This is a genomic window from Streptomyces sp. NPDC104309, assembly GCF_055584025.1.
In genome coordinates, this window is record NZ_JBVJMV010000058.1 from 1 (window position 1) to 25333 (window position 25333).

A 25333-nucleotide genomic window follows, 5' to 3' on the forward strand; every position below is an offset into this window, starting at 1 on the left:
GACCGGCCAATGCCCCACCTGCCACCGCGACTTACCCAAACACACAACGACAACGCCGCCACCACAGAAGCGCAACCTAACGAAGTACTACTAGGGGGGCTCCTCCTGTCTCGTGTGGCCCAGACCTTCGTTGAGGCGTACGCCGTGAGAATGCGGGGCGGCACACTCCGTTTCCAGGCCCAATACCTGAGGCGCATCCGAGTTCCTCACCCCGAGACCATTTGTCATACCGATGCTCTAGCGTTGGCACACGCGTTTGACCACCGCGATGTGCAAGCTGCCACGGAGGCGGCCCTCCGCGTCTACGGGATCGAGCGCATCCCGGACTGACGCCTACATGGGGGATCGATGAGCGACCAACCGAACTGGGACAACGACGCCTTGAACCGGGCCGTCCACACGATGTGGGCGGCCCGTTCGCATGGCACTCAAAGCGGGAAGCACATGGCTGCGGTCGAAGACCTCGTGATCGAGTCCGCGATCGAGGCTTGCAAGGGCACATCCATCACCTTCTTGAGGGGCGCGGACGCCACACTTCCTGGGGTCTACCGGCCACGCAAGAACTGGGACCTCGTGGCCTTGGATGACGACCGCCTTGTTTTTGCCATTGAGATGAAATCTCAGTCTGTGGAGAAGATCAGCAATAACGCAAACAATCGAAACGAGGAAGCCATCGGGAGCGCTACAGACTTGCGGCTCGCCCACAAGAAGGGGCTGCTCGGAAGGGACAGGGGAGACGCCCATAGGCCCTGGATCGGTTATTTTTTCATCCTGGAAGAGGCGATTCAGTCGACGCGTCCTGCCCGGCAGGAAGTGACTGCTGCTCTCCCGACGGATCCCGCTTATGGGACTCACCCCTCGTATGAAGACCGTTATCGCCTGCTCTGTGAACGCTTGTTGGAGACCGAGCTCTACGATGGAGCGTGTTTCCTCCTCTCGAATACAAACCCTGGCGCCGTAGTCAAGCAGCCTGATCCCAGTGCTGGGATTGATTTTGGTAGCTTTATGGCATCCCTGGATGGCTATCTCGTAAAGTACTGCGCCGACAGAACCTGAGCCAAGACGGGCACTGGCGTTCTGTTTCAGCTACTTCATGCGCCGAGACGGTATGGTCCACTAGCCTGATCGCTGGCCTTGGTGTTCGAGGCCCGCAGCGTCGAGAGCTGCGCTGGATTCGTGTGGCCTGCCCGTTGGCTGCACGCCGATCGTGGTGGGGCCATGGACGGAAAATTCGAACTCGCAGTCCGGAAGTACTGGGAGACGCGAGAGCAGCAGACGGCGAGGCAGATCGCCGAGGGGAAGCAGGATGCAGGGCTCCGGGGTGCCGTCACAGGTGGTGCCCACCTCGATGCTCTGACGCAACTGATCGTGGAGCACTTCGTGGACGTCCTCGGCTACCCGGCCAGTTCGATTTTTCTGGGTAAGAAGGCGGAGCTGCCGGGCTATTACCGGCCAACCAAGCAATGGGACCTCATCGTCAAGAATTGAACCCAGCTGGTTGCGGCTGTCGAGTTCAAGTCGCAGTCCGGGCCATCGTTCGGTAACAACTTCAATAACCGGACAGAAGAAGCAATCGGTAGCGCTGTAGATACTCAACGCGCCATTTCCCAGTGCCTACTGGGTGATGCCCGACCCTGGCTCGGATATGTCTTCGTATTGGAGGATGCAGAAGGATCCACGCAGAGCGCGAAACGAGACTTCAAGCCGAGCTTCAAAGTGGATGAGGCGTTTGAGGGCCGACCTTCCTACGCTGACCGTTATCAAGTGCTCTGCCGCAGGCTTGTCCAGGATGAACTCTACGATTCCGCCTGTTTTGTGTTGGCCCCCAAAGATCCAGGGCGACCCATCAGCCAGCCCGACCCGCAGCTAAATTTCGCGGGATTCATTGAGTCGCTCACGAAACACGTACAGAAGGAGCCTGGGCTCTAATCCGTTCCAGCGGGTGGTGCCGGAGGCGCGGTCGCGGCCGCAGGGCGGTGGTCGGCGTCGGCAAGATGACCGGGAAGTGCTGGCTGCGATGTGCCCTGGACGGTGCGGACCGCGCAGCGCATGCCGGGAGGCGCCGCGCACCGAGGGCAGGTGACCTCCAGCCACTGCTCCGAGGGGACGGCCGGGTGTTGAGGTTCTTGTACGGGCTGGCAGTCCCGCCACGGGACCGCGGAGGGGTGGAGGCGGGGTCGGGCTTGGTAGGGCGCTTTGCCTTCTCACTGGGGCGTGAGCCCTTGACGTGCACTGGCTCGCGGCGAGCGCCGGACTCTGTGCTGCGCTCGGTCTTGCCGACGATGGGCTGACCGCACCAGGCACAGATCAGCGGTCCGCGGGCCTGGGAGCGCCGTGTGGGGCGCTGCGCGGCTTTCGCCTTTGCCGCCGGGCGGACCTCGGTGGACCCGATCGAGCGGGTCACCGTCATCGGGGAGGCCCGGGGACTTCGTATTCACGCAGGTTGGGGATCGCTGTGTGGGGCTCGCCTGAACGCCCGCCGCGACCGATATGTCAGGTCACGTGCTCAGCGTAGGGGAGCGGGGCCGTGCGCCGCCGTGCTTGGCCCGGCGCACCGCCCGCCTCACCACCCGATGGGTGTGGGCCGCTGTTCGTCCGCGGATCGCGGACTCAGTCGCGCGGGGACGGATCCGGCACGGGCAGCACGGGGATCTTCAGCTTCTTGAACCACAGCCGCAGCGCCTCGGTGACGCCGTCCTGCAGGTAGAGCTCGGTCTTCTCCAGCGCGGCGTCGAGCCGGACGTCGTCCTCCAGCAGGAGCCGGACGGACATCTGGACCCGCTGGGGAGCGCGCTGGCGGGCGATGCGGCGGGGGCGCCGGGCGGGCGCGGCGGCTTCGGCAGCGGCGGCCTCAGGCTTCTCCTGCGCCGCGCGGCGGGCCTGCGCCCGGGCGGGCACCGTACGGGTGGTGCGACGCAGCTGCGTCAACCTCGCGTTCGTCATGCACTGCCAACGCGTCAACCACACAGACGTTATGGGGTCAGCACGTCAGCGGAACGCTGACACAGGGCAGCGACGGTTAGACCCATTGGGCTCAGTGAGCGTTTTCAGCGTTGCCACTGATCGGGTGACAGGGCGGTGTGGGATCGGAGTGCGCAACGGACAGGGCTCCCGTGCCGTTGAGGGAGGTGTTCGACGTCTCAGATCAACAACACAGGAGCCCTGTTGGTTCCGTATCCTGCCGCACTCGACCTGCCTCACGCCCTGGTCGAGTGGGTCACGATGCTCATCGTCACCCATGAAGGTGACCGCCGGTGCAAACTCCCGCCGCACCGGCGTGCGCTGATCGCACTCGTGTACCTGCGCTGCCACGACACCCTGGCCTGTATCGCCTCGGCCTTCTGGATATCGGTCGGCACCGCCCATGCCTACGTCACCGCGGTCACCGGGCTGCTCGCCGAGCGGGCACCGGGCCTGCTGAAGACGCTGCGCGCACACGATCCGGACTTCGTTCTCCTGGACGGCACGCTCGCGGAGTGCGACCGCGTCGGTGACGGCAGGGCCGACTACTCCTCGAAGCACAAGCGGCACGGGGTGAACTTGCAGGTCGTCACAGACCCCGGCGGAGAGATCCTCTGGCTGTCGCCGGCATTGCCGGGCCGGACCCACGATCTGACAGCCGCCCGCACCCACAAGATCCTTCGGATCTGTGCGCGGCAGGGCGTCCCGATCCTCGCCGACATGGCCTACGTCGGCGCCGGCGACTGGGTCACCACCGCCAAGCGCCGCCCACCAGGCGGCGAACTCACCACCACCGAGCAGACCGTGAACCGGGCCCTCTCCGCAGCCCGTGCACCCGTCGAACGAGGCATGGCACGGCTGAAGTCATGGCAGATCTTCCGGAGATCCCGTATCAGCCCCAACCGCATGAGCGTCATCGCCAAAGCCGTCCTCACCCTGGAGAGGCAACGCTGAAAACGCTCAGTGGGTCCATTTCTCCGTCCGGGTGAGCTGCGGGGATGTCCTTGCGGAATACTCGCGCTGCTCGGTCTACAAGGGATCGAAATAGTACGAGTGAGAGGAGCCCTCAAGGGATGCGGACATGGCAAGACGAGCCTGGCGCCCGGGAGCGGCGCGGGGCCGCCGATGCTGCAGACCGGCTTCGCGCCCCGGAAGTCTCCGTTCGCGAGTTTCCCGGCTACACCCAGGGTAGGGCTGTGCTGGCGGAGGCGTTGCAGCTGCTGGCCAACCCGGAGGTACCCGGGAACCTCACCGCGGGCCGCTCGGCGCTGCGTCGTGCACTGGGATTGTTCCCACAGTCGGTTCCCGACCCCAGCTGTGATACGAACACCGATGGCGGTCACGGCGCTGGGGCGAGCCGCCACCGGAAGGTATGCGACCGGCGGACTTGTGGCCGTTGCCCTGCCGCTGAAGGCCGCCGCTGACGGGCCGTGACGGGGCCAGCAGCGCCCGCCGGCCCTTCGGGGCTGGCCCGTCGACGGGTGACCGCGACGATGAGCACCAGGAGAACGCGCAGCTTGCTGGTGACCCCGACGCCGGGGGCTGCGTTGGACCGAGTGCCTGGCGAGTGAGGAGCAGGGCTGTGTGTCTCCGTGGTTGGGCTCGGCGTAGGGTCCGCCCTTGACTAAGCACGTCAGCCCGACGAGTTAGACCTATTGGATCTGACAGGACCAACCTGGCCCCGTCCGCGAACCGAGGACGGGGCCTTGGCGTGCTCGGGCCGGGGCCTTCAACACCATCGTTGTGGGCTCATCATCTGACTGCGAGGAGGCCAGTTCCGTGGGCCTCCTTATACTCGGAAGCGGTGTCGGTCTGGACCTCGCGGAGGCTCGGGCTCTGGCTCCACCCGCGCGCCGAGTGAACGCACCCAGCGTGCACCTGCTTCATCAACGCATGCGAGCGTCAGGTGCACGCCCGTCTCGCGCGTATGGTAGTCGAGGTCCACATACACGTCGTGCAGTGCACCGGGAGTCGACGTCCCCAGGTCGATCGACGGCTCCCGCCGGTATCCCCAGCCCGAATGGGGGTCGTGCGCGCCCCGCATTCCCTCGACGCCGCTCCCTGTAGCGCTGACCACCACAGAGACGAGCCGCGGTCCAGATCCCTGCTCGATCTTCACCAGAGCGCGCGGAACGTTTACGTCCGACTCGTCGGTGTAGGCCCGCTCCATGGAGAAGACGGGCCCTCTGTTCTCGAAGCGGTCCTTCTCCTCCGCCTCGATCTGTCGCCGCATCAGTTCCACCTGATCCTGTGCGGCCGTCGCGGCATCCTTCGCCGTCTTCGTTTGCACCGACGTGTAGACGATGCCCACCACGCTCACGACCACCGCGACTATCGCAGTGATCAACTCGCCGTCCACCCGTCACCCTTCTTTTCATCCGACTGGTTCCAGCGCACAGCATCGGCCGCACAGATCGTCAGCTCAGCCGAGGCCCTCAGCCTGCTCGCTGAGCGGGGGCGAAGCCGCCGTGTTCGCAACGCAGCAACCCGCCGACTGCAACATCCGGATCAGTATCCGACCTTGCCCCAATCCACAGGTCTTGACCATTCCTCTGATGACCGCGCGAGGCCCCAGATCTGGGTGCCGTGATGCGGCAGGATACACGCGAGGACATAGAGGGGGGTCTCATGGACGGTGAGCTCTGCGATGGTTGGGTTCACTCGCTCAGCGGTCAGACACTCTGCTTCACGGGCAGAGTTCTCATCGATGGCGAGTGGACGGTTCGAAAGGACTGCAGGGAGATGGCCGAACAGCGCGGCGCGAACTGGAAGCCGGACTTCTCCCGCAAGATCACAGTCTTTGTTCATGGCGATCTCGCCAGCCAAGCTGTTACCGACACACAGCGGGAGTACAGCCAGAAGTTGGTGACCGCGGCGGACTGGCGCGATCGAGGGCACCATGTATGTGTCGTGGACGGGGACGGCTTCGCCGACCTGATTAGCGGACATGCTGCACGCTGCCGAGAGCTGCAACGGGCGCAAGGTAGCGACGATCACGTCCTCGTCCTTTCTCAAGCTGGAGATGGGATCTTGGGCGGCCCGCTTCAGCGACATCGAGTCGACCGCCATGAGTCTGGTGCACTTGCGCTCGACCTCTCCCACCTCGACAAGGGCACGGAGGCACATGAGTCGACCATCGCGGCACTCAATGAGCACCTGGCACGCCAGCATGTCGAACTCCGCGGACACGCTCGCAACGCTCCCCGCTTTGATGCAGGCTGGTCACGCGGCGACGACGTCTTCATCGCCGAGGTCAAGAGTTTGGCCGGAGCGAGAGAAGACCAGCAGATTCGGCTGGGGATCGGGCAGGTCCTCGACCATGCCCATCAGCTTCAACTGGCAAGGACGCGCGGTCGAATGCGTCCTGTCTTGGTGCTGGAGAAGCAGCCGACCGAGCCGAGGTGGGCCTCACTCGCAGAGGCCAGCGGGATCCTCCTTACATGGGCCCCCGACTTCGCTGGTTGCTGAAGCTCCACGCAACGCGCCTATGAGACGCACGAGCCTGACAGAGGGGTTACCCGTGAGCGATCACCAACCGATCCAGCGCGTCAGTCTGGAGAAGGCGATCCGTGCGCGTCGCGGCCTATGGGACACCCAGCGCGCGCTTACCGCACTGCGGGACGCCGGCATGAGCCGGAGGAAAAACACACGCGACAGATCCTCCGCGATCTCGCGAGAAGCGGCCTGCTGGCCAAGGTGCAGGACCGCCCGGTCCAGGACCGCACAGATCCGGCCATCGACGTGGTCGTCCGACGAGTCCAGGGACGGAGGGAATCTTCGCCAGGAGAGGCATCAGCTGGGTGACGTCGCTACGGATTCCGCCGGTCAGAGACGCTGCCAGCGGGATGCCCTGCCCGTCGACGAGGATGTGGTGCTTGCTGCCCGGCCGTGCGCGGTCGACCACGCTGGGCCCGCTTTTGGGCCTCGCCGAGCAGCCCGGACGTGGGAGGGGTCGATCACTGCCCGCGGCCAAGTCCAGCTGTTTCACCGCTCGCCGCTCGCAGCTTCGCCCCGCAGCACGAGGTGGAGCCGGTCTCAGACGCCAGCCTCGTTCCAGGCAGGGAGCCGGCGCCAGCCTCATGCCCGAACCGAGGCCCAGTTCCTGCGGCAGGTACTCTCATTGGATCCCGGTATGCGGCACGAGCAGGATCCCGCACAGCGCCTGGCGATCCGGCGCCCACGGCCGACCAGTCACCAGTTTTGGCCCTGGCTGAGGTAACAACGGCGCGATCAGGGATCGCAGTTCATCCGAGGCGTCCCACGGACGCGACGCTCTCTTCCCTACGAACAACCCAACGAGCATCCAAGTCGACAGTCACATCATCTGAGGCTACGGAGTGCGCGGAGGGTGCGCTGATCACACCACCGTGATCGCGCCGTACCGCTAAATTGTCAGGTATGACTAGCCAGTTCGACGCTCAGTTCAGCGGCACCCTGCACTCTGCACGCGAGATCCTGCCGAAGAGTTCCGTGCTCCTCTTGGAGGGCAAACTCCGCCAAGTCCACGCCGAGCGGCCCGATCTGGATGTGCAGGAGGTCGTGAGCATGGCCTTGGACGTCTTTCAGGGGGACGCGATTGATGCTCGGATCGCCATGGAGGAGGCTGGCACGCGGGTCGATGAGGCGGCTGCGGCCGAAGCCGCCCGCTCGGCGTCCATGCAACGCATCTCAGAGCGCTCGGGAGACCTGGACGCTCTCGAAGCCCAGTTCCCAGGGAGGGTCACCATGGCCGAGGTGCTCGCCGCTGCGGGCGCCTCGTGGGCCGGCCTCGGGCTGAGCGAACAGGACGGCATCCTGGTCGAAGAAATCCGCCGAGGCATGAAGTGAGACAGCGCCGTGTCTCCTGCTCGACAACGGAGGCGGCGCAGGAAGGCGCCCGATAGCTCGATGATTCGAACGCCCACTTTTGAAGTGAAGCACCCGAGTCGTCGCCCAGCACCGTAGTGTTCTCGCCGGACCGGTGGAACGCTGGGCCCCGGCCAGGTGCCGGGGAAGAGCTAATTGCTCGAATGTTGGCGCTCCATCCGCGTGGGCTGTTCGGTGACGAGCCGGTGCTTGAGAGTTGGGCGCCGGGAAGGCGGATGGGGCTGTCGTCGAGCAGCAGGGTGACAGCGCGGATGTGGAGAGCGCGGTGTCTTCAGGCGCATTCCGAGGGTCCAACCTTGAACTCATTTTCGTAACAGCCTCCTGACCTGCGAAAACGCGAGGCTCCCGCTCTGGCGGGAGCCTTCGCCATGTGAATGGAGGCGTGAAACCCCGCATCCCCTGCCTTCCGGCCTCGATCTTCCGCCGGTGCGTGCCTGATGCACTACGCGGCTGCCCGCCCCACCATCACCAGCTGTGTCTCGGAATCGCCCCGCTACGGCGAAACGCCGCACGATCGGGCAGGGGCGCCCTGACCTCAATGCAACCATGCACGAGGTCGTCGACTGTGAGCTGCCGGCGGATCTCAGGGAGGTGCTTTCAGCCGGAGGAGTCCGAGCCGCGTCCGCTGCCGATGGCTCCTCCGAGTGCCCGTCTCAGCGCCCGCGCCTCGTCGGCGAGGCGCAGGGTTACAGGCTCGTCGCGGAGGCCAAGGTCGTTCAGCCTGGCATGAGACCGGACCAGTCGCTCGGCGGCGTCGCCGATCAGGTCTTCCACCATGTCGAGGGTCAGGCCGGAGCCCGGCAGAGGTAGGGCGTCGATCTGTTCGTTCAGTAGGTCGATGCCTTCCTGTACCTCGGCGTGGGGCTCATCGGGCATGTCCGACCGTGCGAGCTGGCGTTGTAGCCGTGACAGCGCGAGTGCGGTCTCCTCCAGGAGCCGTACGTGCCGGTCAGCCTGGAACCCGGCGTCGGTCGTCGAGACGTTCCGCAGAAACGCAGTGTGATTCTGCGCTCCCACCATCGTCTGGTAAACGCGGCCCGTGTGCACCGTGCTGTCGCTGGCTCCGGCCGGATTCCGACAGCCGAGAGCGGGCCGGAAGCAGGGATGGATACGCAGGTCTTCCTCGTACGGCTGGACGGGCCACTGGGAGTCGCCCGCGTACGCAACCCCATCACCACGGCACACGCCCAGGAATCCGATGGCGTAGAGGGCGTCGATGACAGACGTTGCCCTCAACTGCTCTGCGTACGAGGAGTACCTCTCGTGGAGTGCTTCGCGGATCACGTCGAATTGTGTGGTGAAGTCGCTTCGGCCTACGGCGTAGCCGGTGTTCTCAAATTGCGCGAACACTGGACGTAGGAATGGGAATCCGACGTTGTACTCCTTGGCGAGATCATCGAGCTTCCAACGGGAGAACTGCTCGGCCGCCTCCAGGACGTCGTCCTCTTGGATCGTCGGACGTCCTGAACGGTCGGCTACGTCCCGGCACAGCGTGAGGAACTGGATGATGTCACGGGGCCGGGTGAGGGTACGCCGTACGAGGTAGTCCGGGGTCCACTCGCCGGCGACCCTGCGAGGGAAGATGCCGTCCCATAACTCATTTTCTGAGACCGGCCGTTCGAGGGACAGGCTGGCGCGGGCGCTGGCCAGAGCGCGAAGCGCGGCTGGGCTCCAAGTGATACGGACTTCGTCGCTGCGGAATTTGTCCCCGTCGGCGAAGTTCAGTGCGTCGTAGATGTCGGCCCGTACGAAGAGCACACACCGCACGGCGTGTCCGTACGCCGCGAGGACGTGCTTGGCGCCCAGCAGGAGGCCGGTGACCAGCGCGTGGCTGTCTGAGTCGCCCTGCCACACCTGTTCGAGCTGGTCGACCAGGATAAGAAACGGCTTCTCCCGCGCTGCGACGCAGCCGAGGTCTTCGAAGGCGGTCCGTACACCTGCTTCGATTGCGCCCAGTTGCCTCGTGGCCTGCGCGCCTTCTGAGCCGCCGTTTGTGCCTGGCTCGCCCCCGGCGCTGGCACTCGCCTCGAAGCCGAACATTTTGACCGACAGTGTCGCCGACTGCAGCAGGCGTGTGCCGCGACGCAGCCGGTCGGTGAGCCGTCCGTCGTCGCCCTCGTTGTTGGCCTGGAGGAAGTCCTTGAGAGCGCGTACGGAGGCGGGAGTGCGCCACTTCTTGTGGGTGTCGGCGTGTTCGATGACGTACTGGGCCGTGTGTACCGCGAATACGTAGCGCCAGATCAGGGACTTGGCGGTGTCGGCGGTCAGTCCCTGCAGTTCGAAGCGGCGGATCTCGTCGCCGGCCGCGTCGTCAGGTGTGATCAGGGCAGTTCGTCCCGGATATCCGCCACTCGCGAGATGGGCGCAGATCGCGCTTTTGCCGGACCCTTTGCGCCCGACGACGAGTGACTTGCGCCCAGCGAGCACGGCCTCCGAGGCATGTGTGGATTGGAAGCCGTCGCGCAATAGGCCGTCGGCGAAGTCGGACTCCGCATCGTCACGCCCGAAGAAGAGCCTCTTCACGGGCTGGTATGGCTGCTCCACGGCTCCCCCTGAGCGGTTGCGTATCAGCCGCTCAGATTAGCTGTTTGGGAGTGTGGGCGCCGATGCGAACGGATAATGGTGTGGCGGTGGACGCAGTGTCGAGCACGGCTGAGGCCGGCCGAGAGCATGACGCGGGGGGACACGTTGAGTGAAGGCTTCGAGATCGAGCCGCTGGAAGGCGAGTTGGCGGAGGCTTTCAGTGACCTGAAAGCCGGGCAGGGGCGCCAGGATGAGGCACTGGGGACCGTGGTGCGAGGGGTCGAATCGCTCGACATCGCCGTCTCAACGGTGCACGCGGAGATCGCGGGGCTGCGTGGTGAACTCTCCGCGGTCGCTGCAGAGGTGTTGGACGTGAGGCAGTCCGTGCGAGCTGTTGACGACTCGGTCGCGCAACTCCGTGACGTTTTCACTGAATTCACCGCACGGTACGTGAAGGATCAGGCGCGCGCCGCAGCCGAGGCCGAGCTGGTACAGCTCACTCTTGACTGGCAGAGCCGCTTCGAGCAGCGTCGGCGTACACGCGCTCTCGCCCATGGCCTCGTGCACACACTCACACGTGACGCTGTGGAGCGTGGAGTGGTCGATGCGGCTGCTGTTGAGTCCTGCGCTGCGGAGCGTCTGCTCATGGAGCCGTCCTATTGGCTGGCTCCGGCCGTGGTGGCGCTTGCCGCGCGTCATCGGGGTGAGGTGCAGCGGGCTCGCCGCGCCGTGAGTCAAGCCTTTTCCCTCGACCCGGCCAAGTCCAATTTGTTCTTCGCGCTGACCTGTTCCCGCCTGGGCGAGTTCAAGGAGGCCGCTCGCCGGATGGACCAGTACCTTCGCTCCATCGACTCGTACGCCCTGGACGAGGATTTTCAGATCGTGCTGGATGCGGTGGCTTGCCGGGAGCTTGGAGACGACGCGCACACTTATGCCGAACTCGCTATGAAACGTTGGGCGGGTCAATTGGATCTGGCCAGGAGTAACGGAGAGTTCGACCCGGTGGCCGACCATCTGTGGGAGCTGCGGCACCGCGTGCGGAATGACGCGTTTCCCGCGCTGGGCCGGTTGTGTGAGTCGGAGTGGGACCAGCTCAGGCGAGGCATAGAGCTTGCGAGTGTCCCGGGCGCCGCTCTGGAGTACCTGCGAGAGCAGTTCCCGCCTGAGCCGGCGGCCTGGGCTGAGGCGGGCACCTATGCGGAGGGCGCACTGGGGGCTCTGATCGACCGGTACGACGCCGAAGAGCGGGCGCTGGACCGGCGTATGGAGTACCTGCGCCGCGTCATCGATCACGGCGGAGATGCGGATGAAGCCCGCCGTTCCGTCAGTGTCGACGACGACGCGCGCAGGCCCGCTGACCTCCGCACTCTCCTCGTCAACGCCGTCTTTGTGCCGCGGTCTGTCCTCCTCGGCGACGAGGCTCGGCGATTGGTCCTGCGCACCCTTTGGCCCCGCGTGCTGGAGGCCACCCAAGAGTGTGCGGATCGGGCCCAGCACCTGCTGCCCAGGGAACTCGCAATCGGGACGGAGGGGTGGAGCGGTGTAGTTCCCACCGATCCGTCAGCCGATGTCGATGCCGGACCGCTAGTGGCCGAACTGAAGGGTGCAATAGAGGAGCGTACCGGTCGGCAGGTGGATGCGGTGCGGCTCAATCCGGTCCGGCTGTGGGGTGCCATCCTGCTGAGTCTGGTAGCCGGTGTCCTCGGTTTCATCACGGCAGCGGGGGCGGCACGCAGCGTCGCTTTATGCCTCGGTCTTGGCTGCGCGGGGTGGGCCTGGCATGAATGGCGGAGGGTACCGGTCCGCAGGCGGGAGTTGCGCACCGAGGGTTCCGTGCTTGCACGGCAGCGTGTGCGCATGCTGCGCCAGGGGCTGGAGCAGCGGGAGGAGTTCTTCAGCGTGTGGACGGATCACCTGCACGGGCCCGACGGGCTGAGGACCTGGGGCGCCGAGGCTTGGCATGAGGTAGACGAGACGTGAGTGGACCGATGAGCGACGCGGACGGTCCTTTGACTGTTGGGGACGGCCGCTACGAGCTGATCGGTCACTTGGGCAGCGGCGGCATGGGCGACGTCTTGGAGGCCAGGGATGTTCATCTCGACCGTCGTGTGGCGCTCAAGTTCCTCGGTGCCGGTCGTCTGACGGGGGCGGCTCCGGGCAGCGAACGCTATGTGCGGGCGCGGGAATTGTTTGTCCGTGAAGGGCACACGATGGCCCGGGTTGAACACACGTACGTGGCCACGATCTTCGACTGCGTCATTGGTGGCGCGGACCCGTTCCTCGTCATGGAGTATGTCGACGGCCGACCTCTCGCAGAGTACGTGGGTGGTGATCCGTTACTGCTGGAGCAGACGGTCCGCTGGAGTGGGCAGATCGCTGAGGGCCTCGCCGCCGCACACCGCGAAGGCGTGGTGCACCGCGATGTCAAGCCCGCAAATGTCCTCATCACCCACGACAGTAGTGAGGTGCGCATCATCGACTTCGGCCTCGCCCGCTTCGCCGACGCTACTGAGTCGCACACCGACATGGGAACCCCGCTGTACAGATCGCCCGAGCGATGCCGCTTTGAGTCGGGCGACGAACGCAGCGACTTGTACTCCCTCGGCTGCGTCATGTACGAGATGGTGACTGGCTGGCCCCCGTTCGGCGACTGGCGCTCGGACCCGGCCGCTCTGGCCAAGGAGCACCAATATCGTTCCCCGGTCCGGCCCGGCCAGCAGGTTCCGGATGTTCCCGAGCCCCTCGATGACCTGATCATGTCGCTGCTAGCCAAGAGCCCAGCCGACCGCCCCCGCAACGCACGCGCGGTCACCCGGGCGGTCCAGGAGGTGGAGCGGGTCGTCGAATCGGTGGCGGCGACGCGACGTCAGGCGCCGGGCCACGCCACGTCCCAGGCCGACGTGGGCATCACGGAGCGCATCAGGGAAACTGAGAAGCGCGTCCGGCGGCTTTCGCTGCAGTTCGGGTCGGCGCACGACGAGACCGTCGCGGCCCGTGTCGAACTTGCCGAGCTGACGGGCGAATCGGGCGACGAGCGGGGCGCGGTGGAACTGTACGAACGGTTGGGCCGTGACTGCCAGAGGCGCTACGGCCCTCATGACCGTAGGGCCTTGGACGCGTTCGAGAAGATGACTCGCTGGACCGAGGGTGGGTACGAAAGGTGAAAGCGACGTAGGTTCATGATCGCGGGGCGTCACTGACGGCTTGCCCGGGTGACCGTCACCGGTGACGCCGGCGACACGGTGTAGAGGCGCAAGTCGTCCGGGGTTGTCCGGTGCTGCTGTCCCTTCCTGCCCCCGCGTGCGGGGATTTTGCTGGTCGTGAGCGGCAGCCGATGCCAGGTTCGATCCGGCCAGCTTCGCTCTCGTGCGACTGCCGATACCACGTACCTCCGAACAACTCAAAACCCGTTCTCCGCAGGTACGTTGCCGCTGGCAGAATGTGAAGCTATGGCAAACCTTTTGAATGAAGAACTACGAGCGATCGCTAAGGGATTCCCCCTGGACCTGGAGGAGTGGCCCGCTATCCCGTGTCCCACGTGCACACGAGGGGTCTTGATCCCAGACCCCGAGTCGTTTGTGGAGGAGGAGTCTGTCACCAGCAAGTCCTTGCACAGCCATGAAGCGCACGAGGCTGACTGGATCCAGGGTTACTTCCAGTGCGTGCTTGTATGCAGAAAGACGACCTGCGACCGGGTGCGCGTCATGGGGGAGTCATCAGTCGTTCCGGGAGGCTCGTACGACGTTCAGTGGGAGGGCCTATTGACGCCGAACATGTTCTTCCCCCCTCTGCCCTTGCTCCAAAGCCACAAGCATTGCCCCCGTCCGGTCTGGGAGCGGGTGAACGCGGCATCCAAGATTCTCTGGCTCGACCCCAGTGCTGCCGCGAACAGGATCCGGGCGGCGGTCGAGACCTTGTTGGACGACCAGAAAACTATCCGTGAGAAGACCAATCCCGATGGGAAGGTCATCCGGCTCAGCCTCGACAGCCGGATCACGACCTTCAAAAGAGCACTGCCGCAGCACGCGGAAGCTGCCGACCTTCTCTTGGCCGTCAAGTGGATCGGAAACGTGGGCAGCCACGAGGACGTTCTGCGCATCTCTGACGTCCTGGAGGGAGTCGAGTTTCTGGACCATGCGCTGTCCCTGATTTACGACACGAACCTCAGCGACATGAGGAAGAGGGCGTCTGAGGTCACAGCCCGGCGAGGACGGCCCGGCACTAACTGATCGTTTCAGAATGCCGTTCTGCGGAGACGCTGGCGGCCCCATGGAACAATCCCTTCAGCCACGAGTTCAGGGGGATGACGCCGCATGGAACAGGTTGGGGCCGCACAAGAACTCGTGCTCGGTTACGTCCATGCCCTGAACGCGGTTGACGAGGCCATGAGGGTGGCGATCTCCTCCCTTGAGCGACTGGCGGATGTTCTCGGCCTGGTCCGTTCGTCCCGGGTTATCAGCCGGAGCGGGCATGTCGGCACCTACGCCTACCAGGTTCATGGGGCAGGCTGCCTCTTCGTCAGCGACAACGGCACTGAGGTCGATGTGGACTTCGAAGCCGACGGAAGCGAAGTCTTCGACCATTGGCGGCTGCGCCGGTACGGGCTGAGCCTGCCGGAGCCTCTTGACGTCACGGATGAGGACCTGCAGGCCGCAGTTCGGTTGCTGCAACCGCTCCTGAACGAGGTTCGGCCGGGATGGTTCAGCGTAGCGATCTGATCGCTTCAGGGTGCGGTTCGCAGGCGGCGCAGGCATATGAGGCTGCAGGCCAATTCGAGCAGCCCTTGGTGGAGATCGGCGCGTCGTTCGTAGCGGATACGCAGCCGTTTGAACTGATGCAGCCAGGCGAAGGCGCGCTCAACGACCCAGCGCACCTTGCCCAGTCCGGAACCGTGGGCGACGCCGCGTCGTGCGATCAGCGGCTTGATGCCGCGCTTCCGCAGGAGGCGACGGTACTTATCGAAATCGTAGCCCCGGTCCGCGTACAGACGTCGGGGCTTGCGGCGGGGACGTCCTCGCCGACCCCGAATCGGCGGAACGGCGTCCAGCAGCGGTAGGAGCTGGGTGACGTCATGCCTGTTCCCGCCGGTCAGCGTCACGGCGAGCGGTGTTCCGTGGCGGTCGACGATCAGGTGGTGCTTGGAGCCGGGGCGGGCGCGGTCGACGGGCGAGGGGCCGACGTGATCCCCCCCTTGAGGGCCCGGATGTGCGACCCGTCCACGGAGCAGTCGTCTACGTCCAGCAGGTCGGCGCGCCGGAGCTCGGCCAGTAGGGCGGCATGCAGCCGCGGCCAGACACCGGCCTCGGTCCAGTCGCGCAGCCGGCGCCAGGCCGTCACACCGGAGCAGCCCACAGTCTCAGCAGGGACATCGCGCCACGCGACGCCGGTCCGCAACACGTACATGACGCCGCCGAGTGCCGCCCGGTCGGGGACACGCAGCCGCCCGGGGCAGCGGGGGCGCCGTTCAGGAGCGGGCGGCAGCAGCGGAGCCACCCTCTCCCACAGGTCGTCAGGAACAAGATCAGCACGCACCCCGGACACCCTGCCGACCAAGATCGCCGAGCACAAGACCCACGACTCAACTCATTCTGAAACGATCAGTAAGTAGGGTCCGTCGGGAGGCTGAGCAAAGGACAGGACCCGAACCACGGGGTTGCGTTGCTGGCTCTGTCCACGAGAACCGGTTCTGGTTCAGGTGGTGTGATCGGTGACGCTGGGTAAATGGGTCAGAGATCGAACAGCGAGTCTTGCTGCAGTTTGGGCTCGGATGCGAGGACGGCGCGAAGGCCGCCAATGATCTGTCACCACCTCGGGCCATCCGGTGTCCCGTCCCAAAGCTCGGCGAGTTCGGACGCCTCGGCAACCACTCGGTCCAGCGCCTCGACAGCAAGCGACTGAAGATCGTCGGCGAAGATCGGAAGGACTTCGTCGGGCCCGTAGCTTGTGCTGATCGGCTCACCGCCGCCGGCCCCCGGGCGGGTCGGGCGGCTGGTGGGCAAGGCGGTCAAGGACTTCGAGGCCCAGTTCTGCCGCAGCAGGGTGGAGCGGATCTCACACGCGACGCGTTCGCGTCTGGAGGATCTGGTCGCCGGCAGCGAGGCCGAGACGGGCGAGGGAACCGGCGGTGAGGGTGCGGTGTCGGGCGGCGGGCGGTCGCACTTCGCCGACCTGAAGGCCGATCCGGGGGCGCCAGGACTGGAAAGCCTGCTGGCGGAGGTGAACAAGCTGGAGCGGGTGCGGCGGTTGGAGTTACCTGCGGACTTGTTCGCGGACGTGTCGGAGAAGCTGGTGGACGCGTGGCGGGCGCGGGCGTCGAAGGAGTACCCGGCGAACCTGGAGCGGACGAAGCCGCCACGGCGCCTGACGCTGCTGGCTGCGCTGTGCCATGTGCGGCAGACGGAGATCACTGACTCGCTGGTGGACCTGTTCATCCAGCTCGTGCTGAAGATCAACACTCGGGCGGAGCGGAAGGTCGACAAGGAGCTGAACGCGGAGCTGAAGAAGGTCCGGGGCAAGGAGGGGATGCTGCTGCGGGTCGCGGAGGCGGCGCTGTCCGAGCCGTCCGGAACGGTACGGCGGGTGATCTACCCGGTGGTCGGCGGGGAGAAGACGCTGAAGGCGCTGGCGGCGGAGACCGCGGGACCGGTGCCTTGCTCCAGGGCTACTTCTTCAGCCCCCCCGATACCGTTTTCGTGGCTCCGCAATGGGGCTACCGGCCTTCGGGTCCGGCATGACTTCCCCCCTTGTTGCGGTTGATGATCCGGGGGGTGGTGTCACCGGGCCCGGAGGCATCGACGGACCGCTGATGAGGGGCTTGAGCACCGGCTTCACCCAAGGCCGGTTGAGCTCTCCGTAACGTGGGTGTGGCAGCTCGGTGCCGAGGCAAGGCCGGACGAAAGCGTGATGGAGGGGCTCTGCGCGTGATCGACATCAGCACCATCGACGTCTTCCTCGGCCTGGACGTCGGCAAGGTCGAACACCACGCCACCGCGGTGACCCCGGCCGGGAAGAAGGCTTTCGACAAACGGCTGCCCAACACCGAGCCCAAGCTGCGAGAGCTGTTCGCGAAGTTGCAGGCCAAGCACGGAACGGTGCTGGTCGTGGTCGATCAGCCGGCCTCGATCGGGGCTCTGCCGCTGGCGGTTGCGAGGGATATGGGCTGCCCGGTCGCCTACCTGCCGGGGCTGACGATGCGGCGGATCGCCGACCTCTACCCAGGTGAGGCGAAGACGGATGCGAAGGACGCGTTCATCATCGCGGACGCGTCCCGGGCGATGCCTCACACGCTGCGGGCGATCGACGGCCAGGACGAGACGATCGCCGAGCTGGAGATGATCGTCGGATTCGACGACGACCTGGCCGGCGAAGCAACCCGGGTCGCGAACCGCCTGCACGGCCTGCTGACCCAGATCCATCCGTCGCTGGAGCGGGTCCTGGGGCCGCGGCTGCAGCACCCGGCCGTCCTTACGCTGCTGGAACGGTTCGGATCACCGGCTCAGATCCGCAAGGCCGGACGGTGCCGCCTGGCCACCCTTCTGCGGCCGAAAGCCCCGATAATGGCCGAGCGGCTGGTCGAGGACATCTTCACCGCTTTGAACGAGCAGACCGTGGTGGTGCCCGGGACCGAGGCGGCCGCGCTGATCGTCCCGAGCCTGGCCACCTCGCTCGCGGCCGTGCTTGACCAACGCAAGCTTCTGGCCGGGCGGATCGAGGAACTGCTGGAGGCTCACCCTCTTTCCAAGGTCCTGACGTCGATGCCGGGAGTCGGTGTCAGGACCGGAGCCCGCATCCTGATCGAGGTCGGTGACGGCAGCACCTTCCCGACCGCCGGTCACCTGGCCGCTTACGCCGGTCTCGCGCCGGCGACCCGCAGCTCGGGCTCCTCGATCCGCGGTGAACAGCCATCCAGGAGAGGGAACAAGCAGCTCAAACGGGCCTTCTTCCTCTCCGCGTTCGCCGCCCTTGGCGACCCGGCATCGCGGGCCTGCTACGACAAGAAGATTGCCCAGGGCAAGCACCACACCCAAGCCCTGCTCTGCCTCGCCCGACGCCGGGCCGACGTCCTCTTCGCCATGCTCCGCGACGGAACCTTCTACGACCCTCGGCCTGCCCCAACGGCCTGAGACCTGCTAGAGAGGCGCATCGCAGTCAAACTCGAACGTCTCCTTGGCGGCATCAGCGGGGAACTCAGGATGGTCGTGCCAGATTCCAGCGAGAGCGACCAAAAGATTCCATGCGGCGGCTGCCGCATCAGTCGTCGCCCCGTGCGCGGGCGGAGCGGTCCGATGAAAGCGCACTGCAAAGATCTGCCTGTCCGCGGCCAGACGGAGAGCTGTCGCCGCGCGGCGGGCTTCACCTTGAAGCGAAGCAGAGTCAGGGATGCGGTCCCGCACGAACCGAACCAGCCGGTTGACCTGGTCCTCAGTGATCCGCTCCACCCGTTCCCCCGCGGTTGACAAGCCTTTTCGCCTCACGCGGCGCCCACTATCGCACCGGACCACTGACGCCCCAAAGTCTTTGCGGACGGCTCAATGCCTTGACCAAAGACATAGGGGCACCCCCCCCGCGAACGTGGGCTGATTGTTCCTCACCAACGGTAGGCGGTGCGCGTGATGGTCCTTGACAAGGTAGTGGGCGTGCACCTTCTGCGCGTGCATCGCGTCCACCGTGATCACGGCTTCATGCAGGTCCGCGTCGTCGATGGCGTCCAGGAGCAGGGCGAACTCGGGAATGTCGTTGGCCTTCGCGCCGATCTCACGCAGGGCCGCGGTCAGTGGGTCGTTGTGACGGACGGTCTCCTCCGCGCCCATTCCGCTGTCGCGACAAGGGAGCCGTGCCCGGCCGCCGTCATCGCGCACACCCCGATCGCAAGCAGCGTCGCCAGCCGATATCGAATGCCCCGCGGGTCACGCGGGTCGGGCACCTTGGCCAGCACTTGGAGTAGCCCGTACGCCGACACCTTCCCGACGGCACCGGCGGACGGGCAGGGCCACGTGCCCAGGGACACCGACATCGAGGAGGATGGGGCGACGAGCATGGCAGCCTTGCTGATCTGGGAGCCTATAGAACTCCATGGTCCACAAGAGCCGTCCCCGCCTCATGTCCGGGCATCGATGATCAACTGGTCAAACCGGGAGTGATGGGATTCTCCCCGGGGCCCTGGGCTTCGACCCACTCCCGGTCCGTCGTGTCCGCGGGATATCGACGCACCCGCTCACCAAGGTCGACCGCGTTCCCGTACACATGGGCGAGACGGTTACACACCGGGGCGGACTCCGCCAACACCGGCACGCAAGACTGAGGCACAGGGCCTCCTGATGCCCGAATGGACTTCACCACCCATGAGCTGTCCGGGAGGCCCTGCTCTCATTCCCCGACCACCAGCCGATCACCCAACCGGGCACCCAAGCTTGACCCGCAACCGACCCGCTGACATAGACAGGCTGGTTGCCGCCAAGATCGCTGGCTGGAGTAGTCGCGTTTGCCGCCTCATGAAGTGTTGCCCCGATTGTCCGATGGATGTTGCACGCACTTTTCAAGGAGTCCGGGTTAAGGGTCGACGGAGACGGCATACTGATCGCACTTCAATCTTGCGAGAGGACGGATACTTGCCATGTGGGTGCGGGTTGAGTGCGACGACCCAGTCGAAGGACTTGCTGAGCTGTCTGACTGGTTCGCTCAGGAGCATGAATTCCGTGGTCTGGTGAGTGAGAGTGCCGTACCGCGGCTAGGTGAACTCGGGGCGGCGTCCGATGCATTGGTGATCGCTGTGGGCAGCGGCGGAGTGTTGAGCGTGCTGGCCGCGTCACTCAAAACGTTCCTGGCTTTGCCACGTCGTTCCGATGTACGGATCAAGGTCAGCGGCAGGCCGGACGGGCGCACGGTAGAAATCGACGCCAAGCGCGTGAGCGATGTCGAGGCGTTGTTGCGAGAGGCGCTTGGGCAGGACGAATGAGCGCGCGAGCTGTTGATCCTGCCCGTTCGAGGATCGTGTTGGTCGGGGCTGACTACTACGAAGACCCGAAGTTGGAGAACGTGCGGGAAGTCGCCCACAACATCAGTGATCTGGTTCAGGTACTCACTGACGAAAAGCTCGGCGGCTTCAGCCCCTTCCACTGCATTCCGGTTTCCTCGGCAGCCGGTGTTGCGCAGGTCGGCGACGTGCTGGTTCGTGCGGCTGACGAGGCGGAGGACCTGCTGCTCTTCTACTACAGCGGACACGGGCTGCTCGCCCCGCGGCGCCACGAGCTGTACCTGAGCCTGGCAGCGACCCGGTACGACCAGTTGGCCTTCACCGCGCTGCCGTTCGAGGCGGTGCGAGATGTGTGTCGGACCAGCAAGGCCAGCAACCGGGTGGTGATCCTGGACAGTTGCTTCAGCGGACGGGCGATCGAGACGCTTGCCAGCTTCGACGAGGCGGTGATCGGCGAGCTAGAAGTCTCGGGGACCTACACGCTGACCTCGTCCCCGGCGAATCGAACCGCGGTGGTTTTGCCCGGGGAGCAACACACCGCGTTCACCGAGCGGCTGCTGGCTATGCTGAGAACGGGTAGTCCCGCAGCCGGAACAATGATCAATCTCGGAGAAATCTACCAACACCTGCACACCAGGCTGCGCGCTGAAGGTCTGCCGTTGCCCCAGCGCTGCGGCGTGAACAACGCTGACCTGCTCGGGTTGGTCCGCAATGTTCAGTCTGGGTATGCGCCAGGTGCAACACCGGCGGCTGCCGACACCGCAGAACCTGAACGCGTTGGGACCGCAGAAATGACCGCGTGCCTGAGAAGCGCCGAACTCATCGCCCACACGATCGGCGATGGACTTTGGAGAACTCGTGCTCTTGCACGGGTGGCTCTGGCGGCCGCCCGCACTCTCGGACCAGAGCACGCGGGACCTTTGGTCGACCAGGCGGAGAAGGCCGCGAACACGGTCAGTCTGACTACGGAGGGGACGCTGACCGCCGTGGTTTCCGCGGTGGCCTCCATCGACCTCGATCGAGCGGAACGCATCGCCAACAGGGCCACCGCCCCAGTAGACAGTGGCTACGCTCTGACTGCTCTAACTAGAGTGGTGGCCGTGAGTGATCCAGGCCGGGCCGAACACCTTGCCAACTCCATCACCAACAAGTACCACAGGTGGCGAGCCCTTGGCGCCGTAGCCGCCCCAATGGCCGTCAGGGACCCTGACCGGGCCGAGTACATCGCCAACTCCATCACCAACAAAGACCTCAGACTGACGGCGCTTGGCGCCGTTGCTGCGGCATTGGCCGTCAGGGACCCTGACCGGGCCGAGTACATCGCCAACTCCATCACCAACAAAAACCTCAGACTGACGGCGCTTGGCGCCGTTGCTGCGGCGATGGCCGTCAGGGACCCTGACCGGGCCGAGTACATCGCCAACTCCATCACTAACAAAGACCTCAGGTGGCGAGCGCTCAGTGCGGTCGCGGTGGCGGTGGCCGCCGACGACCCGGACCGGGCCGAGCGCATCGCCATCGAGATGGCTGGCAAGTATAACTGGTGGTCTGCATCGCCCATCGTGGAGACCACCCTGCCAGTAGCGCTCAGTGCGGTCGCGGTGGCCGCCGACGACCCGGACCGGGCCGAGCGCATCGCCATCGAGATGGCCGGCAAGTATAACTGGTGGTCTGCATCATTCATTGTGGACAGCACCTTGCCAGTAGCGCTCAGTGCGGTCGCGGTGGCGGTGGCCGCCGACGACCCGGACCGGGCCGAGCGCATCGCCAACTCCATCACCAGCAAGCGCGCGATGGAACGCGCGATGGCAGCTGTGGCGAAGACGGTGGCCACCAAGGACCCCGACCGGGCCGAACGCATCGCGCGCGCGATATCTGACACGTCCATGAAGGAGGGCGCGCTGGTCGCCGTAGCGACGGCGTTGGCCGCCTTCGACCCCGACCGCGCTGAACAGATCGCCAATTCCATCATCAGCGAGTACAGACGAGTGACAGTGCTGATTGCTTTGGCTTCAGCGGTGGCCGACGGGGATTTTGAACATGCCAGCAGCCTGACCCGTCAGGCCGAACAGACCGCGCGCCTGGTCAAACGTCACTCCAGAACTCAGGCAGTGACCGCCGTAGCGACGGCGTTGGCCGCCTTCGACCCCGACCGCGCAGAAAGCATCGCCAACACCTTCACCGACGAGTACGCCCGTGTGAGAGCACTGGCAGGTATCGCCAAGGCAGCGGCCGTTGCCGATCCCGACCGCGCCCGACGTATCGCCCAACGGGTCCCCGGCGCGGCCAGAGCTGAGGTCCTGCACTCGATCGTACTTGCGGCGGTAACCCCGACACTGGGTGTCGCCCCGCCTCGCGAGTCTCTCGGCAGACTTGAGGGCAATCGAGTCCCTAAAGGATGAGAACGGGTACATCGGCATTAATTCGCTTTGCCCGACACCTCGGTTCTCCTCACGGTCTACAACCACAAGGGTGATAGCCGCAAGCAGGTACTGACGGAAAGCGGTCACTGCGACGAACTCAATCACCCGGTGCTGTTGCTCGTGAACTGCCCTTGGCGAGGGCGGATTCAACCGGCCGTCGCGACACCTTCGTGAGCTGGGGGGTTGTGATGGGTGTGGGGAATCGGTAGCGGGCGGTGCAGGAGTATCGCGGACAGATGCCCTCGCCAGGGCGGCCGAGCATTGCCTGGCGTGAGGGCTGGGTCAGGTTCTGGAAGGCGATCGCGCGGGGGCTGAGTGCGGTGGACGCCGCAGCCGTCATCGACGTCTCGCCTGCGGTGGGGGCGCGGTGGTTTCGTCATGCGGGCGGGGGTGCCCCTATCTCTTTGGTCAAGGGGTGCGGGTTGTTGGTGCAGGGACCTGCCGATCAATAACTCTTCGGTTTTCATGGGCTGTTGGGTCGTAGGATGCGGGGGTGTCGGAGGGGACGAAGGCAGAGCTGGTGGATGCGTTCGGGCTGTTGTTGCCGCATCTCGATGAGCGCCAGCAGCGACTGACGCTGGGCGCCGCGGCCCGCGTTCTGGGCCACGGCGGGATCCGCATGGTGGCCGGAGCGGCCGGGGTGGCGGAGTCCACGGTGTCGCGCGGGAAGCGGGAGCTGGAGCACGTTGAGGAGCCAGCTGGCCGGGTCCGGGCACCGGGCGCGGGTCGGAAGCCCTTGCGGGAAACCGATCCGGGGCTGGTGCCCGCGTTGCTGGCGCTGGTCGAGCCGGACCAGCGCGGCGACCCGGAATCTCCGCTGCTGTGGACGGTGAAGTCCACCCGGAATCTGGCGGCCGAGCTGACGCGCCAGGGGCACCGGGTCGGTTCGGACACGGTGGCCGCGCTGTTGAAGGCGGAGGGCTTCTCCCTGCAGGGCACATCGAGGACGACCGAGGGGGCCCGGCATCCGGACCGGGACGCCCAGTTCGCTACATCAACGACCAGGTCACGGCGTACCTCGCCGACGGGCAGCCGGTCATCAGCGTGGATGCCAAGAAGAAGGAGACGCTGGGCAACTACGCGGTCATCGGACGCGAGTGGCATCGCGCCGGGCAGCCGGTGCAGGTCCGCGCACACGACTTCCCTGAGAAGGGCGCCCAGAAAGCGGTGCCGTACGGGATCTACGACATCGGCGCGGATGCCGGCTGGGTGTCGGTGGGCTGCGATGGGGACACCTCTGCCTTCGCGGTGGCCACTTTGCGCCGCTGGTGGAACGGTGAGGGGCGCCGCCGCTACCCGCACGCTTCCCGTCTGCTGGTCACCGCCGACGCCGGAGGCTCCAACGGCTACCGTGTGCGTGCCTGGAAGAAGGAACTCGCCGATTTCGCCTATGAGTCGGGCCTTGATGTGACGGTCTGTCACTTTCCACCGGGAACATCGAAGTGGAACAAAATAGAGCACCGGCTGTTCTCACAGATCAGCATCAACTGGCGTGGCAGGCCCCTGACCAGCCACGAAGTCGTCGTCAGCACCATCGGAGCGACCACGACACGCAGCGGGCTGTCCGTCCACGCCGAGCTCGACCCCGGCGCCTACCCCACCGGCGTCACCGTCCCCGACACCGTCATGGAGCGCCTGCCCCTGACGCCGCACGAGTGGCACGGCACGTGGAACTACACGTTGCGCCCCGAACCGCTCGCTCCCGAACCACCCCCGCCCAGCGCCGGGTTCGGGCGCTTTCCCGCCGGGGACAAGCTCCCCATGTGGCTGCGGCACCCCAGCCTCACCGGACTCGAGCCCGCCGCCTTTGGCGATCTCGCCGTCCGCTACCGAGCCTGGTGTGCCGAGCACCCGCCGATCTTCCTGCCCGGGAAACGCCCCGACGGCGGCCCCGGCGCCGGCGGCAGACGGCTCTCCGTCTCCGACCAGCTTGTCGTCTTCCTCCTCAAGAAGCGCTGGTCCATGACGAACGCCGTTCTCGCCGAGGCGACCAGCCTGGCCAAGAGCAGAATCGGCGCGACCCTCCAGGAGGTCACCCCCGTGCTCACCGCGCTCGGGCACAAGATCCCGACCGGCGCCATCACCGTGACCACGGCACACCAACTCGCCGCGATCGCCGGGCACGGCCCCACCCTCCCGTAATCCCCACCAAGATCGACGAGTTATTGATCGGCAGGTCCCAGGGCCTCGGCGAAGTCGCGTGATGCCCGGTTTGTGTTCGTGAGGTCCCGGGAGGTGGGGGACGCCGAACGTCGCAGGCCCACGAACTCGCGTGCTGATAGCTTCGCGTCCGTGATCGTGTATCCGCCGTGGCATGTCGGCCACCAGAACGAAGCAGGCGACGACGGCTCGACAGTGCACGTCGATGAGGGCGGCGTGTTCTGCGACGAGGCGGACGGCGACGACGTGAAGCTGCTCGGTATCTACTCAACCCTCGAACGGGTTGAAGGACGTATGCGTCAGGCTCGACTGCTACCAGGCTTCCGTGATGAACCGGAGTGCTTCTACTTCGACGCCTGCGAGCTCGATGAGGACAATTGGACCGAGGGCTTCGTTCGAGTTCCGCCGGGCGAGTAGGCGGGTGGGC

General features: G+C 65.7%; 20 protein-coding genes and 3 pseudogenes. 16 read left to right on the forward strand and 7 right to left on the reverse strand.

What is annotated here, in order from left to right:
- The first annotated feature begins 348 nt into the window (after positions 1 to 348).
- A complete protein-coding gene (locus tag ACZ68L_RS41500; RefSeq protein ID WP_469588666.1) occupies positions 349 to 1056 on the forward strand; it encodes a PaeR7I family type II restriction endonuclease in 708 nt (235 codons plus the stop codon).
- Between the two features lie 162 nt (positions 1057 to 1218).
- Positions 1219 to 1929, forward strand: a pseudogene (locus ACZ68L_RS41505) (PaeR7I family type II restriction endonuclease).
- Positions 1930 to 2610: 681 nt separating this feature from the next.
- Here ACZ68L_RS41505 and ACZ68L_RS41510 read toward each other — a convergent pair.
- Entirely contained in the window at positions 2611 to 2928 is a 318-nt protein-coding gene (locus ACZ68L_RS41510; RefSeq protein ID WP_469588669.1) for a hypothetical protein, read from the reverse strand.
- A gap of 237 nt (positions 2929 to 3165) precedes the next feature.
- On the opposite strand from ACZ68L_RS41510, the gene ACZ68L_RS41515 reads away from it, so the two are divergent.
- Complete coding sequence (locus ACZ68L_RS41515; RefSeq protein WP_469588672.1) at positions 3166 to 3915, forward strand: transposase; 750 nt, start codon at positions 3166 to 3168, stop codon at positions 3913 to 3915.
- 835 nt (positions 3916 to 4750) lie between these two features.
- Here ACZ68L_RS41515 and ACZ68L_RS41520 read toward each other — a convergent pair.
- Positions 4751 to 5320 carry a hypothetical protein gene (locus tag ACZ68L_RS41520; RefSeq protein WP_469588675.1) on the reverse strand — a complete coding sequence of 190 codons (570 nt, stop codon included), beginning with the start codon at positions 5318 to 5320 and terminating at the stop codon, positions 4751 to 4753.
- Positions 5321 to 5703: 383 nt separating this feature from the next.
- Between ACZ68L_RS41520 and ACZ68L_RS41525 the strand changes: the two genes are divergently transcribed.
- A complete protein-coding gene (locus ACZ68L_RS41525) occupies positions 5704 to 6429 on the forward strand; it encodes a hypothetical protein (protein ID WP_469588678.1) in 726 nt (241 codons plus the stop codon).
- Between the two features lie 930 nt (positions 6430 to 7359).
- Entirely contained in the window at positions 7360 to 7788 is a 429-nt protein-coding gene (locus ACZ68L_RS41530) for a hypothetical protein (RefSeq protein ID WP_469588681.1), read from the forward strand.
- Positions 7789 to 8424: 636 nt separating this feature from the next.
- On the opposite strand, the gene ACZ68L_RS41535 is transcribed toward ACZ68L_RS41530, so the two are convergent.
- Positions 8425 to 10371 carry a P-loop ATPase, Sll1717 family gene (locus ACZ68L_RS41535; protein ID WP_469588684.1) on the reverse strand — a complete coding sequence of 649 codons (1947 nt, stop codon included), beginning with the start codon at positions 10369 to 10371 and terminating at the stop codon, positions 8425 to 8427.
- Positions 10372 to 10515: 144 nt separating this feature from the next.
- On the opposite strand from ACZ68L_RS41535, the gene ACZ68L_RS41540 reads away from it, so the two are divergent.
- The 4 genes from ACZ68L_RS41540 to ACZ68L_RS41555 all read left to right on the forward strand — a co-directional run bounded on the left by ACZ68L_RS41540 (position 10516) and on the right by ACZ68L_RS41555 (position 15068).
- Positions 10516 to 12330, forward strand: coding sequence for a hypothetical protein (locus ACZ68L_RS41540; RefSeq protein WP_469588686.1), 1815 nt, complete (start codon positions 10516 to 10518; stop codon positions 12328 to 12330).
- Positions 12331 to 12338: 8 nt separating this feature from the next.
- Positions 12339 to 13514, forward strand: a complete 1176-nt coding sequence (locus ACZ68L_RS41545) for a serine/threonine-protein kinase (protein ID WP_469588689.1) — start codon at positions 12339 to 12341, stop codon at positions 13512 to 13514.
- A 285-nt stretch (positions 13515 to 13799) separates the two neighbouring features.
- Positions 13800 to 14579 carry a DUF4145 domain-containing protein gene (locus tag ACZ68L_RS41550; protein WP_469588692.1) on the forward strand — a complete coding sequence of 260 codons (780 nt, stop codon included), beginning with the start codon at positions 13800 to 13802 and terminating at the stop codon, positions 14577 to 14579.
- Between the two features lie 84 nt (positions 14580 to 14663).
- Positions 14664 to 15068 carry a DUF6896 domain-containing protein gene (locus ACZ68L_RS41555; RefSeq protein WP_469588695.1) on the forward strand — a complete coding sequence of 135 codons (405 nt, stop codon included), beginning with the start codon at positions 14664 to 14666 and terminating at the stop codon, positions 15066 to 15068.
- Between the two features lie 5 nt (positions 15069 to 15073).
- On the opposite strand, the gene ACZ68L_RS41560 is transcribed toward ACZ68L_RS41555, so the two are convergent.
- Together ACZ68L_RS41560 and ACZ68L_RS41565 are read right to left on the reverse strand one after the other, a co-directional pair.
- A protein-coding gene (locus ACZ68L_RS41560; protein ID WP_469588698.1) for an IS5 family transposase occupies positions 15074 to 15882 on the reverse strand; the annotation gives its coding sequence in 2 pieces (ribosomal slippage) (positions 15074 to 15543 and positions 15543 to 15882; 810 coding nt in all).
- Between the two features lie 269 nt (positions 15883 to 16151).
- The gene (locus ACZ68L_RS41565) at positions 16152 to 16358 is read right to left on the reverse strand and encodes a DUF4259 domain-containing protein (protein ID WP_469588699.1); all 207 of its coding nucleotides are present in this window, start codon (positions 16356 to 16358) and stop codon (positions 16152 to 16154) included.
- Here ACZ68L_RS41565 and ACZ68L_RS41570 point away from each other — a divergent pair.
- Positions 16342 to 17106 carry a hypothetical protein gene (locus ACZ68L_RS41570; protein WP_469588702.1) on the forward strand — a complete coding sequence of 255 codons (765 nt, stop codon included), beginning with the start codon at positions 16342 to 16344 and terminating at the stop codon, positions 17104 to 17106. The genes ACZ68L_RS41565 and ACZ68L_RS41570 overlap by 17 nt on opposite strands.
- A gap of 164 nt (positions 17107 to 17270) precedes the next feature.
- Positions 17271 to 18473, forward strand: a complete 1203-nt coding sequence (locus ACZ68L_RS41575; protein ID WP_469588705.1) for an IS110 family RNA-guided transposase — start codon at positions 17271 to 17273, stop codon at positions 18471 to 18473.
- Positions 18474 to 18878: 405 nt separating this feature from the next.
- Here ACZ68L_RS41575 and ACZ68L_RS41580 read toward each other — a convergent pair whose 3' ends face one another.
- Positions 18879 to 19208 carry a hypothetical protein gene (locus tag ACZ68L_RS41580; RefSeq protein WP_469588740.1) on the reverse strand — a complete coding sequence of 110 codons (330 nt, stop codon included), beginning with the start codon at positions 19206 to 19208 and terminating at the stop codon, positions 18879 to 18881.
- A complete protein-coding gene (locus ACZ68L_RS41585; protein ID WP_469588708.1) occupies positions 19121 to 19387 on the reverse strand; it encodes a transposase family protein in 267 nt (88 codons plus the stop codon). The genes ACZ68L_RS41580 and ACZ68L_RS41585 overlap by 88 nt, the downstream gene beginning before the upstream one ends.
- A gap of 576 nt (positions 19388 to 19963) precedes the next feature.
- Here ACZ68L_RS41585 and ACZ68L_RS41590 point away from each other — a divergent pair.
- The 5 genes and pseudogenes from ACZ68L_RS41590 (at position 19964) to ACZ68L_RS41610 (ending at position 25323) form a co-directional block, all read left to right on the forward strand.
- Entirely contained in the window at positions 19964 to 20305 is a 342-nt protein-coding gene (locus ACZ68L_RS41590) for an effector-associated constant component EACC1 (protein ID WP_469588711.1), read from the forward strand.
- Positions 20302 to 22725 carry a caspase family protein gene (locus ACZ68L_RS41595; protein WP_469588714.1) on the forward strand — a complete coding sequence of 808 codons (2424 nt, stop codon included), beginning with the start codon at positions 20302 to 20304 and terminating at the stop codon, positions 22723 to 22725. Before ACZ68L_RS41590 ends, ACZ68L_RS41595 begins: the two co-directional genes overlap by 4 nt.
- A 257-nt stretch (positions 22726 to 22982) precedes the next feature.
- Positions 22983 to 23144: pseudogene (locus ACZ68L_RS41600) on the forward strand (IS30 family transposase); the annotation flags it as partial.
- Positions 23145 to 23266: 122 nt separating this feature from the next.
- Positions 23267 to 24888: pseudogene (locus tag ACZ68L_RS41605) on the forward strand (ISAzo13 family transposase).
- Positions 24889 to 25038: 150 nt separating this feature from the next.
- A complete protein-coding gene (locus ACZ68L_RS41610; RefSeq protein WP_469588717.1) occupies positions 25039 to 25323 on the forward strand; it encodes a DUF7336 domain-containing protein in 285 nt (94 codons plus the stop codon).
- The last annotated feature ends 10 nt before the right edge of the window (positions 25324 to 25333 follow it).

Excerpts from the sequence above, each read along its gene's own strand:
- ACZ68L_RS41500 (WP_469588666.1), top strand. The coding sequence starts at position 349 with ATGAGCGACCAACCGAACTGGGACAACGACGCCTTGAACCGGGCCGTC.
- ACZ68L_RS41525 (WP_469588678.1), top strand. The coding sequence starts at position 5,704 with ATGGCCGAACAGCGCGGCGCGAACTGGAAGCCGGACTTCTCCCGCAAG.
- ACZ68L_RS41530 (WP_469588681.1), top strand. The coding sequence starts at position 7,360 with ATGACTAGCCAGTTCGACGCTCAGTTCAGCGGCACCCTGCACTCTGCA.
- ACZ68L_RS41545 (WP_469588689.1), top strand. The coding sequence starts at position 12,339 with ATGAGCGACGCGGACGGTCCTTTGACTGTTGGGGACGGCCGCTACGAG.
- ACZ68L_RS41550 (WP_469588692.1), top strand. The coding sequence starts at position 13,800 with ATGGCAAACCTTTTGAATGAAGAACTACGAGCGATCGCTAAGGGATTC.
- ACZ68L_RS41555 (WP_469588695.1), top strand. The coding sequence starts at position 14,664 with ATGGAACAGGTTGGGGCCGCACAAGAACTCGTGCTCGGTTACGTCCAT.
- ACZ68L_RS41585 (WP_469588708.1), bottom strand. The coding sequence starts at position 19,387 with ATGCTCGTCGCCCCATCCTCCTCGATGTCGGTGTCCCTGGGCACGTGG.
- ACZ68L_RS41590 (WP_469588711.1), top strand. The coding sequence starts at position 19,964 with ATGTGGGTGCGGGTTGAGTGCGACGACCCAGTCGAAGGACTTGCTGAG.
- ACZ68L_RS41595 (WP_469588714.1), top strand. The coding sequence starts at position 20,302 with ATGAGCGCGCGAGCTGTTGATCCTGCCCGTTCGAGGATCGTGTTGGTC.